At 60.3% G+C, this 14,207-nt stretch carries 12 protein-coding genes; 2 read left to right on the top strand and 10 right to left on the bottom strand.

Going from position 1 to position 14,207, the window contains the following annotated elements; genetic code table 11:
- Nucleotides 1-70 precede the first annotated feature (70 nt).
- The 4 genes from ACJO5Y_RS09405 to ACJO5Y_RS09420 form a co-directional block, all read right to left on the bottom strand.
- Nucleotides 71-1,066 (bottom strand): ABC transporter permease, encoded by a 996-nt coding sequence (locus ACJO5Y_RS09405; RefSeq protein WP_406986578.1) that lies wholly within the window; start codon nucleotides 1,064-1,066, stop codon nucleotides 71-73.
- Between the two features lie 25 nt (nucleotides 1,067-1,091).
- Complete coding sequence (locus tag ACJO5Y_RS09410; RefSeq protein ID WP_406986580.1) at nucleotides 1,092-2,447, bottom strand: CmpA/NrtA family ABC transporter substrate-binding protein; 1,356 nt, start codon at nucleotides 2,445-2,447, stop codon at nucleotides 1,092-1,094.
- Nucleotides 2,448-2,678: 231 nt separating this feature from the next.
- Nucleotides 2,679-3,905, bottom strand: coding sequence for a CmpA/NrtA family ABC transporter substrate-binding protein (locus ACJO5Y_RS09415; RefSeq protein ID WP_406986583.1), 1,227 nt, complete (start codon nucleotides 3,903-3,905; stop codon nucleotides 2,679-2,681).
- 23 nt (nucleotides 3,906-3,928) lie between these two features.
- Entirely contained in the window at nucleotides 3,929-4,549 is a 621-nt protein-coding gene (locus ACJO5Y_RS09420; protein ID WP_406986586.1) for an ANTAR domain-containing response regulator, read from the bottom strand.
- Between the two features lie 453 nt (nucleotides 4,550-5,002).
- Between ACJO5Y_RS09420 and ACJO5Y_RS09425 the strand changes: the two genes are divergently transcribed.
- Nucleotides 5,003-7,693 (top strand): nitrate reductase, encoded by a 2,691-nt coding sequence (locus ACJO5Y_RS09425; RefSeq protein ID WP_406986589.1) that lies wholly within the window; start codon nucleotides 5,003-5,005, stop codon nucleotides 7,691-7,693.
- Here ACJO5Y_RS09425 and ACJO5Y_RS09430 read toward each other — a convergent pair.
- The 6 genes from ACJO5Y_RS09430 to ACJO5Y_RS09455 form a co-directional block, all read right to left on the bottom strand.
- The gene (locus tag ACJO5Y_RS09430; RefSeq protein WP_406986592.1) at nucleotides 7,690-8,388 is read right to left on the bottom strand and encodes a hypothetical protein; all 699 of its coding nucleotides are present in this window, start codon (nucleotides 8,386-8,388) and stop codon (nucleotides 7,690-7,692) included. The genes ACJO5Y_RS09425 and ACJO5Y_RS09430 overlap by 4 nt on opposite strands.
- A 134-nt stretch (nucleotides 8,389-8,522) precedes the next feature.
- Complete coding sequence (locus ACJO5Y_RS09435) at nucleotides 8,523-9,041, bottom strand: Hcp family type VI secretion system effector (RefSeq protein WP_406986594.1); 519 nt, start codon at nucleotides 9,039-9,041, stop codon at nucleotides 8,523-8,525.
- Nucleotides 9,042-9,280: 239 nt separating this feature from the next.
- Nucleotides 9,281-10,054: an energy transducer TonB gene (locus ACJO5Y_RS09440; protein ID WP_406986596.1), complete on the bottom strand. Its 774-nt coding sequence runs from the start codon at nucleotides 10,052-10,054 to the stop codon at nucleotides 9,281-9,283.
- Entirely contained in the window at nucleotides 10,054-10,464 is a 411-nt protein-coding gene (locus ACJO5Y_RS09445; RefSeq protein WP_406986598.1) for an ExbD/TolR family protein, read from the bottom strand. Before ACJO5Y_RS09445 ends, ACJO5Y_RS09440 begins: the two co-directional genes overlap by 1 nt.
- Nucleotides 10,461-10,862, bottom strand: a complete 402-nt coding sequence (locus ACJO5Y_RS09450; protein WP_406986601.1) for an ExbD/TolR family protein — start codon at nucleotides 10,860-10,862, stop codon at nucleotides 10,461-10,463. The genes ACJO5Y_RS09445 and ACJO5Y_RS09450 overlap by 4 nt, the downstream gene beginning before the upstream one ends.
- Complete coding sequence (locus tag ACJO5Y_RS09455) at nucleotides 10,849-11,646, bottom strand: MotA/TolQ/ExbB proton channel family protein (protein WP_406986603.1); 798 nt, start codon at nucleotides 11,644-11,646, stop codon at nucleotides 10,849-10,851. The genes ACJO5Y_RS09450 and ACJO5Y_RS09455 overlap by 14 nt, the downstream gene beginning before the upstream one ends.
- Nucleotides 11,647-11,849: 203 nt before the next feature.
- Between ACJO5Y_RS09455 and ACJO5Y_RS09460 the strand changes: the two genes are divergently transcribed.
- A complete protein-coding gene (locus tag ACJO5Y_RS09460; RefSeq protein ID WP_406986606.1) occupies nucleotides 11,850-14,195 on the top strand; it encodes a sensor domain-containing diguanylate cyclase in 2,346 nt (781 codons plus the stop codon).
- Nucleotides 14,196-14,207 lie beyond the last annotated feature (12 nt).

Genomic DNA, 14,207 nt, shown 5'->3' on the forward strand with positions numbered 1-14,207 from the left:
ACATGGACGTATTCACAGCGTGTCCCGGGAGATCATCTCCACCCGGGGCGGCATGCTCCATAGCAAGAAGTTACTCATTCCAGGCAACCCTCTTCTGAACCAGCAGCATGATCCGGTCCAGCAGGAACCCGATAAAGCCGATGGCGAGCACCGCCACCATGATCCGGCTCAACGACTGACTGCTGCCGTTCTGGAACTCATCCCAGACAAACTTCCCCAGCCCCGGGCTCTGGGCCAGCATCTCAGCGGCGATCAGCACCATCCAGGCAATGCCCAGGGAGACCCGCAGGCCGGTGAAGATCATCGGAATCGAGGACGGCAACACCACCTTGCGGACATGGGTCCAGAACGACAGCCGCAACACCTTCGACACATTCAGCAGGTCGGGATTGACCGCAGCCACGCCGACACTGGTGTTGATCAGGGTCGGCCACAGGCTGCACAGCGTGACGGTGATCATCGACGTCAGAAACGATTTCTCGAACATCGGATCGTCACTGACGTAGGTGGCGGAGACCACCATGGTGACCAGGGGCAGCCAGGCCAGCGGAGACACCGGTTTGAAGATCTGGATCAATGGGTTCATCGCCGCCGAAAAGTGACGATTGAGCCCGATCACAATGCCCATGGGCACTGCGATCAAGGTTGCCAACAGGAAGCCGGCAAGCACGGTACCGAGACTGGTGGCGATCTGATCAAAGAACGTGGGAGCGCCCGGATAGGAACGAATCCTGACTTCCGCCTCCGGATTCTCGGCCAGAATGCGTTCGTTGCGCTGCTCCTGCATGGTCACGAACTGTGTCGCACGTTCCCGCTGGTCGCTGTGCTCCTGCCAGAGCTGGCCCGACTGTTCGAGAACCGCCGCAGGGCCCGGAAAGGCACCCAGGGAGGTCTGCACCTGCGGCGCGGCGAGGTGCCAGAACCCCAGGAACAGCAGGATGCCGATAACCGGAAGCAGCAACTGGCGACCGGCTTCGGCCAGGTTGCGTGGGGACAGTTTGTCGGCCAGTGCCCGGAGCCAGCGAGGGGCCTCCGGTGTCTGGTCGGTCTGGCTGAGTGTGGTCATGGGTTCTCTCCTGACAGTCACGTGGTTAAGGGGTTTGCGACCCTTTCAGGCCGATGTCGAAACTGTCGATGTAATCGTTCGGCTTCTTTGGCGTGAAGGCGACGCCGTCAATCAGCTCACCCTGGTAGGGACGGGCGAAGTTTTCGGCGTCCAGGTCCGGGAAGTCTTCGGCGCTGAGGGTGCCATCCTCGATCAGTGAGCGGGCGGCTTCCTTATAGATGTCGGCACGGTAGACCTTGGCGGCGGTTTCCATGTACCAGTCGTCGGACTTGGGTTCCGGAATCTGTCCCCAGCGACGCATCTGGCTCAGGTACCAGATGGCGTCCGAGGGGTATGGGTAAGTGGCGTAGTGACGGAAGAACACGTTGAAGTCAGGCACCTCACGCACGTCGCCTTTCTCGTACTCGAAGGTGCCGGTCATGGAGTTGGCGATGACTTCCTCATCGGCGCCGACATAGCTGGAGCGGGCGAGGATTTTCACGGCTTCGGCGCGATTGGCGTTGTCGTTGTCATCCAGCCAGTGGGCTGCACGAATCAGCGCACGCAGCAGGCGCAGGTGGGTGTTGGGGTATTGCTCGGCCCAGGCTTCAGTCACCCCGAATACTTTTTCCGGGTTGTTGGGCCAGATCTCGTAGTCGGTGATCACCGGTACGCCGATACCCTTGAACACCGCTTGCTGATTCCAGGGTTCGCCGACGCAGTAGCCCTGGATGGTGCCGGCTTCCATGGTGGCGGGCATCTGGGGCGGCGGCGTCACTGACAGGTGAACGTCTGCTTCCAGCGTGCCGCTGGTATCACCACGCTGGGGCGCGTAGTAGCCGGGGTTCAGGCCACCGGCGGCGAGCCAGTAACGCAATTCATAGTTGTGGGTGGACACCGGGAACACCATGCCCATGCGAAAGCGCTCGCCTTCGTTACGGTATTGCTCAATGACCGGCTTGAGGGCGGATGCACTGATCGGATGCGTCGGCTTGCCACTGTCGTTATCGCCGATGTGCGGGCGCATCTGTTCCCAGACATCGTTGGAGACGGTGATGCCGTTGCCGTTCAGGTCCATGCTGAAGGCGGTGATAATGTCGGCCTGGGTGCCGTAGCCGATGGTGGCCCCCAGTGGCTGGCCGGCCAGCATGTGGGCACCGTCCAGTGAACCGGTCACGACGCCATCAAGCAGGACTTTCCAGTTGGCCTGGGCTTCCAGTTCCACAAACAGGCCCTCGTCCATAAAGAAGCCCTGTTCCCAGGCAACGGCCAGCGGCGCCATGTCGGTGAGTTTGATAAAGCCCAGCTTCAGGTCCGGCTTCTCCGCCGGACCGATGTCGGCCTGAACCGTGCCGGTTCCGCTCAGTATCAGTAGTGAGATTGCCAGTGTCTTTAGCTTCATGAGTCTCTCCCGCAGTTTGCTTTTCCCCAAACAAAAAACGCCCGCTCCCCACTGATGGGAAACAGGCGTCGATGCCCGGGAAACCTGGTTGGTTATCGGAAAAATGTTATCTGTAGATGTGTTTGCAGGGGGTGTGCCAGGTTTTTATTAGACTGAATTCAAAGGCTTTTTGTTCGTTTCTTTCGATTGGCGAGAGCGGTTGGTCCGGTGGGTCGGTCCGGTTTTGGTGCGTCAGGCTTCGTTTGCGGGCACGGTCGGGGCGGACTGCCAGTCGTGAATCTGTTCTCCAAGCAGGGAATCGCTGGAGACATCCACTGGACCGAACTGACCGTTCATGGTGAACGGCCTCGGATGCCTGCCCTCGGTTTTACTGTCGATAACCGGGGTATCAATGCCCAGGGATCCTGCAGCGTCGCGGAACACATCGGGGCGGAAGATGCGCTGTATCGAGGCCGTATCGATCTGTGACAGCTGTTGTTGATGGGCGATCAGGCGTGTGGCCAGCCAGTGGGCCTGTGAAAGCCAGGGGAAGTTTGCCGAGTTGCGGAAAAAATGCTGGTGCAGTTGGGGGTGAAACGGACTGTTGTCACCTGCCGGGTGCATGGGAAACTGTTCGCCGATGTTGCGATCGAAGTACTCACCGAGGTACTCCGGGCGGGCGAGGATCCGTGCCAGCATGGCATGATTGTTCGGGCTGTCCAGCCAGCGACAGGAGGCCAGAAGCGCCCGGATCAGGTGGCGGTGCATTTCCTGGTGCTGTTCGGCCCAGTCGGCCCGGAGTCCCATGACCTTTTCGGGGGCGTTCTGCCAGATCTGGTGCCCGGAGTGCAAAATGCGACCCAGTTCCCGGCTCTCAAGCACGCTGTTCCAGGGTTCGCCGACACAGCAGCCTTCAATGGCGCCGCTCAGCAGGGCGTCCATCATCTGGACCGGTGACACCGGGATAATATGGAAATCCTCGCCGTTGACGGCGCCGGCGGAATCGAGCCAGTCACGGAGTTGCAGGTCATGGCTCGACCACGGGGCAACCGAGGCCAGCCGGATGGGTTTCTGGCGTTTTCTCGCCAGCTGCGTTAATGCACGGGCGGTTTCGATAGGCTGCCCGAGATCAACGCCGGACAGAACAATCCGCTCAAACAGATCGTTGCCCAGGGTTATGCCGTTGCCATTGCGGCTCAGCACCATACTGGTTGTCACCGGTACCCTTGGGCGGTCGGTGGCCAGGGACATGCTCAGGGGCATGGGGGCGAGCATATGCCCGCCTTCGAGCAGGCCAAAACTGACTTTGTCCCGGAGCGAGGCCCAGGAACTTTCGCGAACCAGTTCGACCCTCAGGCCCTCGGCCTCGAACAGGCCCATTTCCTGGGCCATGATCAGGGGCGCGCTGTCGAGCAGTGGAACAAATCCGAGCCTGAGGTGAAAAACCGTACGACCACGGATGGGCGTGGGAATGGCCATGGGATCAATTCCCCCGTGTTGGGTCAGGACGCCTGCCTGACCGCGGGCCTGGTCGTTTGCCGTTCCAGCAGGGTGATGATCCGTCGGGCCATGTCCGGCAGTCGTTCGCTGTGGTCCATGGCTGCCGAACGCAGCATCTGGAACGCGGCATCTTCATCGCAGTTTTCGTGTTTCATGATCAGGCCCTTGGCCTTCTCGATGAATTTACGATCTTCCAGTGCTCCGCGGGTTTCCGCCAGTTCCGTCCGCAAGGCCTGGAAGGATTCGAACTGGGCGATGGCGGAATCAATGATCGAGCGCACGCTCTGGGGCTTGATGCCGTCGACCACGTAGGCGCTGACGCCAGCGCGGACTGCGGCCTGAATGGTGGCGCGGTCTCCGGGTTCGTCCGCAGAAAAGACGATGGGGCGGGGCGCGTGATCATTCAGCGTGCTCATGTTCTCCAGGGTGTCCCGATCCGGTGAATCCATGTCAATGATGACCATGTCCGGCTGGTCACGGGCGACGGCGGCCGTCAGCCCAGTTGCGTCGGGACGCTGGCGGATCACTTCGTGGCCGCTGTGGGTCAGGGCCGCACACACCTTGCTGGCCCGCTCCGGATTGTTGTCGATCAGTAGAATTCGCAAAGACTCTGATGACTGCATGACGTTTCCTCAATATTCGTTGCGCGGAATAACAGGGATACCGCGGTATTGCGATTGGTCTGGGGTCCGCTTCCGGACGTTTGTGACCAGAGTGGAGCAATTTATCTGCCATGGATGGCCAGTAATGGGAAAAACAGTCAGTTAGGCGACAGCAGGGGCATCTGTCACGGCCCCGTGATACCCGGGTATTGCCTCGCGCCTGTGCATAGAACGCCCGTCGTGCACCAGAATGTGGCTGGTTCTGTGGCCGTGGGCCGTAACTCCATTCCACGATTCGTTGGTTATCAGGCACTTTGCGAGGCTGGCCTCCGATTTGCTTCAGGTTTACTAAAGGTTCTTTCCAGACAGAAAGAGTTGAACAGACCCAGGCAATGAAGCCCGCCAGGATTCCGAGACCATCACGGCCGGAACCCTGCCGGGCTTTTTTGTTGCGCTTTCTCCGGTGGAGCAGACATGTTGGTGCCTCTGAGTGATCACGAAAACGGAACAAAAACGACCTGCCCTTATTGCGGGGTGGGTTGCGGTGTAGTGGCTTCGGGTGCCGGAGAGCCGGAAATCACCGGCGATGACAGTCACCCGGCGAATGGCGGGCGCCTGTGCGTCAAGGGTGCCAGCCTGGGAGAAACTCTCGGCGACGACGGCCGTCTGCTGGCGCCCAAAGTGGATGGCGCCACCGTGGCCTGGCCGGAGGCGATTGATACGGTGGCTGACGCGATCAGAACGTCCGTAGAGACACACGGCCCTGCCTCGGTTGCCTTCTACCTCTCGGGCCAGCTGCTGACCGAGGATTATTACGTGGCCAACAAACTGGCCAAAGGGTTTATCGGCACCCCGAACGTGGACACCAACTCCCGGCTTTGCATGTCATCGGCGGTAGCGGCCCACAAACGGGCCTTTGGTGGCGATCTGGTGCCCGGCTGTTACGAGGATATTGAACTGGCGGATCTGCTGGTCCTTGCCGGCAGTAACGCGGCCTGGGCACATCCGGTGTTGTACCAGCGCATGAAAGCTTCCGCCCGGGCGGGCCGGAAGGTGGTGGTGATCGATCCCCGGCAGACCGCCACCAGTGAGCTGGCGGACCTTCACCTGGCCCTGAAACCCGGAACCGACACCATCCTGTTCAACGGGCTGCTGGTATGGCTGGCGGCAGCCGGGGCGATTGATGAGGCCTTTGTTGCCGATCATTGCCACGGATTCCAACAGACGCTGGCCGCCGCCCGGGCGGCCGCACCCACACCGGCGGCGGTGGCCGAGGCCTGTGACCTGCCCCAGGAGGATGTGGAGACCTTCTATCGCTGGTTTGCCGAAGAGCAGCGGACGGTGACGGCATTCTCCCAGGGGATCAACCAGTCCGTTGCCGGTACGGACAAGTGCAACACCATCATCAACTGCCACCTGGCGACCGGCCGCATTGGCAAGCCCGGGGCCTGCCCCTTCTCCCTGACCGGTCAGCCCAACGCCATGGGTGGTCGGGAAGTGGGCGGCCTGGCGAACACCCTCGCCGCCCACATGGATTATGACACTCCGGGCGCAAAGGATCGTGTGGCCCGTTTCTGGCGCTGTGATTCCGTTGCTGATGGGCCCGGTCTCAAGGCCGTTGACCTGTTTGATGCGGTGGAGCGGGGTGACATCAAAGTCTTGTGGGTGCTGGCCACCAACCCGGCGGTGAGCCTTCCGGAATCCGGGCGGATTCGCCGGGCGCTGACCCAATGCCCCACGGTGATCGTGTCTGACTGCACGCAACACACCGACACCACGGAATACGCCAATATTTTGCTGCCCGCCGTGGGCTGGGGTGAAAAAGACGGTACGGTGACCAACTCGGAACGACGCATTTCCCGACAGCGCCGGTTCCTGCCCCCGGCGGGAGAGGCAAAGCCTGACTGGTGGATTCTTTCTGCGGTGGCAGGCCGCCTGGGTTATCGGGAATTCTTCGATTACGACGGCCCGGCGGATATCTTCCGCGAACATGCGGCACTCTCCGGATTTGAGAACCGGGGAGAACGGGCCTTTGATATTTCCGGGCTGACGGACCTGAATGATGAAGCCTATGACGCCCTGGCGCCGACCCAGTGGCCGGTGACCAGCCACGCCGACGCTGGCACCAGCAGGCTGTTCACCGACGGTCTGTTCGCGACTGCCGACGGCCGCGCCAGGCTGGTGCCGGTGGAAACGCGATTGCCGGAGCAGTCGCCTGACGCCGAGTTCCCGATGATCATCAATACCGGGCGGATTCGTGACCAGTGGCACACCATGACCCGGACCGCGTTGGCCTCCCGGCTGCTTGCCCATCGCTCCGAGCCCTTCATGGATGTTCACCCGAAGGATGCCAGGGCGCTGGGCGTTGAAGAGAATGGACTGGCCACACTGGAGGGTGACCATGGGCATTTTGTCGGCCGGGTTCATATCAATCCGGGGCAACGGCAAGGTGAGGTTTTCCTGCCGATTCACTGGAACCGGCAGTTCACCGGGGATGGGCTGGCCACCGCCCTGACCAGCAGTATTGTTGACCCGGTTTCCGGCCAACCGGAAGCCAAGCATGGTCGTGCCAGGCTGACGCGCTGGCCGGCACGGTGGCATGGCCGGTTATTGGTGCGCAAGAACCGGCCCCGGCGCTGGCGGGCTGATTATTGGGCTATGCAGCCGCTGGAGGCATGCGTGAGCTGGTGGCTGGCCGGGCGCGCGAACGTGGACTGGCCAGCCATGGTGCAGGAATGGCTTGGGGGAACGCCACAATTGGTGATGCAGGACGAGCGTCAGGGCCGTTTCAGGGCCGCCCGACTGTCGCAGGGTAAGCTGGAGGCGGTGTTGATGGTGGAGCGGGACCCAACGCTTCTGCCCCCGGTGGACTGGCTTGCCGACTGTTTTACCCGGCCGGAACTGGACGAAGCAACTCGTCGCTGCCTGCTTGCAGCCCGAGCCGTCGACACCGAGGATATTGGCGCACTGGTTTGCAGTTGTTACCAGGTCGGGGAGAAGCAGATCTGCCGGGCCATTGAGGCTGGCGCCACCAGTGTTGAGCGATTGGGCGAGGAGCTGCAATGCGGTACCGGTTGTGGCTCTTGCCTGCCGGAGTTAAGGGGACTGGTCGACAAACACAGTGCCGACTCGCCCAGAACCCGGGTCGGGGAGCACGCCGGTTAACGGCCCGGTCTACTCAGTAATGATACTGGCACCCGGTAACGAAGCCCGCGTGAGGGGCCCGTCCCTGCCACGGTACAGGTCTTCCGGTTGACCCGGATGATTTCGCCCTGGTGCTGATGGCGGCCGCTGCCGAAATGGACCGCATCGCCTACCTGCCAACTGGCCGTCAGTTGTTGCGGCGGGAGGATGTCGAACGGATCGTGAGGCAGTTCAAGCCCCTGCCTCCGGGCCTGATCGGCCAGGTAACTCCGCGCGGCCCCGGCTCCACCACTGGCATGAAGCTGGTCGAGAATGTCATAGAAGTGATGGTTGTGTACCGAACCGTGAAAACGTTTGCCGGCGCTGTGTTGCAGCAGGTGGGCAAACTCATGGCAACAGGTGTGGGCCAGCAGGTTCAGGGTAGTCAGCTCGCCACCAAAATACCCCCGCCGCTGGATTTCCCGGGTTGAAAGCCAGCCCATGGCGGTCTCGGCCTGCTGTTTGGCCATGATCATGCGAACACCATAGGTAATCTGATGTTGCCGGGTGCGGGGATCGTACCGGTGATAGGTGGCTTGGCCGGAGCCAACCCGACATAACAGGGCGCCATTCGTGGAATGCTGGTTTACCCACTGTTTTGCCGGAGCCCAGAGGATTTCCCGGGTGGTGTGGCACATCAACTGGCCAATGGCGCGTGCGGTGTTGCGTTCGGGCATCATGAATCTGGTTTAGCCATGGGATTCGAAGGGGCTGGTGGTTCAGATCCGATCATACCCGCAATTTAGGCGGTGGTAAAAACAACAACGGCCAGCATGAGCTGGCCGTTGTTGTGGCGGTGTCAGGTATCCGATCAGCCTTCGATCGGTGAGCGCCAGTCGTCCGCACCGGAAGTGCCTGCAACGGCGTGCTCCCAGGTTACCTTGCGGTAGGACAGGGATACCTGAACAAGCTGGGTGAAGTCAGCGTTGTCCGCATCCTGGCAGTGAGGCATGTTGCAATCGATGTCGATGATGGTGGCATCTTCCAGGATGGTGGAGAAGAAGTGTTCCTGTTTGCCCTCAACAGAGGTGCGGTACCACTTCAGCTCTACCTTCGGCAGCATTTCGCCGGAAGCCAGGGCGTTGTACATCAGCGGGGTAGCCTTGTTCAGAGCGGAGGTGAACTTGAACGGCTTGTGAACACGCTGACCGGAAGGCTGGCCGGACTGGGGATCAGTCGGAACGGTTACAACGTGGCTGAATTCCTGAACCAGCACTTCGTCTTCGTGACCTTCAACGTAGATGTTGCCTACGGAATCGGAAGTGAATGCGCCGGCGGTGATGTTGCCCTGAGTCTGGCCTTCGATGCTGATATAACAAGGAGTTGGCATAGTCATGCTCCATGACGTGTGAATGAATAAATGTCCCCGGGGTCTTCCCTGGACGGTCCATACCAGTACAAGTGCTGTGCCAGAATCAATAAATCCTTAAAAAACAGCATGTAAGACTATGTTGAGTGATTGCGCATCCGTTGGCGGGGCAAAAGCTTGCTTCCGATCAGGCGAGCGATTGCTGGCCGGGCAACAAATTGCCCGGTCGGGGTGGCGATGCCTGGAAATTGGCGGCTGGTTCAGCGTAAACGGAATCGAACCGGAAGGGCGTAGGTAAAGCGGTCGCCGGTCATGGCGTCAGGCACCTCGGGCAGTGGTGCCGCCTGCGCCAGCATATCCATGGCTGCATCGTCCAGCAGGTTGTGGCCGGAGGAGTCCTTCAGGGAATGGTCCAGCAGGGTGCCGTCGCGGTCGAACTCAAAAATAATCACCGGTACGCCTTCCTGCCCCAGGCGGCGGGCTCTGCGCGGATAGTCATAGTATCGGCTCAGGTGTCGGCTCAGCTTTGTCAGGTAGTCATCCACGTCGGAGGAATCACCGGCGCTGAGTTCAACCTGCTGGGCATCGCTGGTGTCACTGGCGGTTTCTTCTGTGGTCTCTTCGGAGCGTTCTTCCGCTTCGGGTAGGTCTACCTCTTCCACTTTCTCTGTGACCGGCTTTTTCGCGGGCTCCGGCTCCGGTTCGGGCTCTGGCTCGGGTTGCGGCTCCGGTTCAGGTTCTGGCACGATTTCTGGCTCTGGCTCTGGCTCTGGCTCTGGCTCTGGCTCTGGCTCTGGCTCTGGCTCTGGCTCTGGTTCGGGTTCAGTTGGCTGTTCCACAGGCTCCACCTCGGGGGCTTCGTTGCGGGGCGCGCCGGCGAGGCTGATTTTCATGGCCGGAGCGGTATTGACGGCGGACTCCCCGAGAGGTTTCAGGTTGGGCACGTCCTGGGGCGCGGCAATAACCACCGCGATGACCGTGATCAGGACCGCCATGACCAGAAACAGCGCCCTTATCTTGCTGCTTGCGGTCATTACGATGCGGGCTCCGTCAGCAGGATAACGTCGGTATAGCCGTTGTCTTCCAGCAACTGGAACAGCTCTTCGAGATCCGACATGGAAACATTTTCACCGGCCGCAATTTTCAGTGGGCTGGACTCGTCCGGTGCGGGCAATCTGCCGGGCAAAGCTTCCCTGGAGAGGGTTTCGCCATCAATGTGCCAGCCTTTGTCTGCCGAGACCATAAGATCTGCGTGAGGTGGCTGTTGGCCCTGCGCCTGAGCTGTTGCCGGCAAGTCTGGCAAGGGGGTGTCCGCCAGTTGCCCGGCGACGATAAAGAACATGAGCAGCAGAAACACCAGGTTGATCAGCGGCAGCAGAGCGTCTTCCACACGCTCCATAAGGGATTTGCCGGAAGTCGACGGCGGTGGAACCAGATGGGTCACGGGCGGCTCCCGGATGTCGGGGTCCGTTTCCAGTGCGCAGTAATGCCCTGATCCTCAAGGCTGCTCAGGGTGCGGGTGAAGTGTCTCAGCCCGGTGTCTGGCGCGGTACTGACATTCACCTCTTCGATGCCCCCGGATGTCAGTTCGGGTAACAGCTCCGATAGCGGCAGGCTTTGTTCTTTCCACTCCAGGCGCCCATCGGCCAGCACGTGTACTTCCGGGATCGGATCACCGGTGGTCGGGCTGGTATTGCCGGTCTGGTTGGACAACTCAAGGTAGTCCACAGGCAGCAGCCTGCTGGTGAGCATGAAAAACACCAGCAGGATGAACACCACATCGATCAGCGGGGTAATCCGGATCGGGAGGGGGCGGCTTGGCCTCGGATCAACCAGTTGCATGGGCAAGATGGCTCTGGGACTCGGTGGTGACTTCGCGGGCGGATTGCGCAGGTTTGTGGACGGTGGATTCCGGGGCCGGCTTGACGGGAGAAAGCACGGCGTCCTGTTGGCTTTCCAGATCGACAGCCAGCACGCTGACCAGGGCGCCGTTGACCGTTTTGTGGATCCGACGCAGGCGGAACTCGATCCAGGCTGCCAGGGCGGCGAAGGGGATGGCGACCACCAGGCCGGCAGCGGTGGTGGTCAGTGCTTCATAGATACCGCCGCTGAGTTGGCTGGCGTTGGCTCGGCCTTCGGTGGCGGCCATGGCGCTGAAGGCCTCCATCATGCCAAGCACCGTGCCCAGAAGGCCCAGCAACGGTGCGAGTGCCGCAATGACTTCAATGATTTTCAGCGGGGCTTCAAAAGGTTCCAGGGCCTGTTGGGCGTCCCTGGCCGTGGTTTCCCGGATCTGCTGGGGATTGGTGCCGGCCAGCTGACTTTCCATCGTATTGGTCAGCAGGTGGTGCAGGGGGTTCAGTCGTGACCACAGGGTGGCCTGTTCACGAAGTCGTGCCGGGGCCCGATCGGACGGGTTTTGTTGCCAAATGGTAATCGCATTTTTAAGTTTCCCGGTCAGCCGGGGGGTATAAAAGGTGCCGAACAGCATCAGATAGACAAAAGTGATGACCCCGGCAACGGCCAGCGCAAGCAAAACCATCATCACCGGCCCACCCATGTCGATCAGCTGACTGAGCGGCGTTGCCAGGGTATCGGGGGCGTTGGCGAGTGGAAGTTCAGACATGGTTTTGCCTCAATACTGAAAAATAGATCTAAATAATAACGATTATCACTAAAATTTCAAGTTCCGTAACCTGAGATGCAACGCGGGGTCTGCTAAAATCCTGTGGTTATATCGTTGACCTCAACATTCTTGTACTAACCTGTGCCTAACTGCCTATTTCAGAACAGGCTGTCTTGTTTCTGTATGTCCGGAGTCACGCTGCTGTGTTGATCAAACGCTGGTTTGGCAGTCTGGTAAATCGTGCCGTTGCCTTTGTAATTCTGGTGATCCTGCTGTCGGCGATCGTGGTCACCATTGCGGGTACGTTGATGAGCCGTGACGAACTGGAAGCGCAGGCCAAGGCCGAAGTGGTCACATTCGCCGACCTGGTGGCGCAGGATCTGGACGATAAACTGTCCAAGCGACGCGAGATCCTGGCGGAAATCGCCGGGGACATGACCATGAGCGCAGATGTCCTGAAGTTCCGGGCCAGTACCCTGATCCGCAGGGAGATCGCCTTGCGTCACCTGTTCGATGCGTTCTACCTCATTGATGCCGGCGGGAGGGTTCTTGCAGAGTATCCGGAGACCTATTCCCAGAAGGGCCAGGATGTCAGTGGCCGGGAGTATTTCAGAAGAACATTCGAACAGCTGACGCCAGTGATCAGTCATCCCTTTCGGTCCTTTTACCAGGATGCGCCGGCGGTCATGATTACCGCACCGATCTTTGACCACAACGGCCGCTTCATCGGCATGATCGGTGGCGCCATCCTGCTGGAAGCGGACAACTTCATGGGGGATGTTAGCCAGGTGCGTATTGGCAAGTCCGGTTATATTGCTGTGGCCACACGAGGAGGTATCACCCTTGCCCACGGCCGGACCGGGGCGGTGATGGAGCCGGTGCCGGCCGATAACCAGGCTGTCCAGCAGTCAATGTCTGGCGTGGAAGGCGTACTGGAGTCGAACAACGGCGCGGGTGACCAGACCATTATGGCAGTACGCCAGATGACCGAAGTGCCGTGGTTTGTGGCTGCGGTCTGGCCGGCAAAAGAAGCCTATGCCGCTGCCGGGCGCCTGGTGGATAACCTGCTGTGGGTGCTGATGACGGTGATCGTTATCCTCGCGCCGTTTGCCTTTGTGGTGTTCCGCCGGTTGATGGCACCGATGAAAGTGCTGGGGTACCAGATTACCGAAAGGCATCTGGGGGTTCGCACCACGCCAGTGGATGTGTCCGGGGTGCGGGAGATCCGGCAGGTGGCGGAAACGTTCAATACGGTGATGGAAGAGCGGGATGAGGTGCTGTCATCACTGGCCGAGCGGGAAGCGTTTTTTCGTTCGCTGACCCAGAGTGCCCCGATCGGCATCGTCCAGACCGATGTTCTCGGGCGAATCGAGTTCGTAAACCCGACGTTTGAAAAGATTACCGGCAGCGAGGACAACGGCCTGCTCCACAAATACCTGATCGCGGCTGTCCATGAGGATGACCGGGAAGAGGCCCTGCGCGAATGGTATTCTGCTTTGCTCAACCACGAAGTGTTTCGTGGCCGCTTCCGCCTGAAACATGGTGCCTCCGGAGAGTCGGTGTGGGCAGATGTGATGACCGCTTCCATAGACACGCCCGAGAAGTCCCTGGGTACCATCACGGTGGTGAGGGATATCACCCGGGAGCTGGAAGTGGAAGAAGCGCTGCGTGAAGAGCAGCAGCGGGCCGACAGTATTCTTGCAGTGTTGCAGGAAGGGGTTCTGATGGTCGACACCGGTGGTCTTATCCGCTACGCCAACAGGGCCGCCTGTGGCTTTATAGGAAACGGGGAAAACTGCGAGAGCCATAACTTCTTCGAGCGCGTGGTGATCGAGGATGAGACGCGTCAGTGGCAAGCCCCGGACTTTCTCACGGGCGAAGCCTTTGAGAACCTGTATGTGACCCTTCGTAATGCCAGGGGACAGCTCTTTGATATCGATCTCACGATGTTGCACCTGCGCAAGGGGCACGAGAATGAACGGCTGGTGTTTGTTCTCAGGGACGACAGCGAGCGCCGGCGTCAGGAAGAGCGGCTGTCCTGGGAGGCCACCCACGATAGCCTGACCCAGTTGCTGAATCGGCGGGCGTTCAACGCATCGCTGGTGAAATGCCTGAGCCAGGTTGATGAGCAGGCCTCGGCCAGTGTGTTGATGCTGATTGATCTGGACCACTTCAAGCCGGTCAATGACGAAGGCGGGCATCTGCTTGGGGATGACCTGCTGAAACGACTGGCCGACCTGCTCAAGGACTCCGTGCGCCAGTCGGATACGGTGGCGCGTCTGGGTGGCGATGAGTTCGGGATTATCCTGCCGGCCTGTGGACTGGAGCGTGCCGAGGTGTTGGCAGAGAAAATCCGGGCCGGTGTCGAGGCCCTTCGTATCGAACAGGACGGACGCTCATTCGGGGTCACCACCTGTATCGGCCTGACCGGACTGTCGCCGAGGGACGCCGGGCCTCGCGAAGTGGTGGCCCGTGCCGATGAGGGATGTTACATAGCCAAGGCCCAGGGGCGGAACAAGGTTGTGGTGGTGCCGGTCTCTGAATCCTGATCTTCCGCGGAT

The organism is Marinobacter alkalisoli (genome assembly GCF_045449855.1).
In the GTDB taxonomy this organism is placed as follows: Bacteria; Pseudomonadota; Gammaproteobacteria; order Pseudomonadales; family Oleiphilaceae; genus Marinobacter.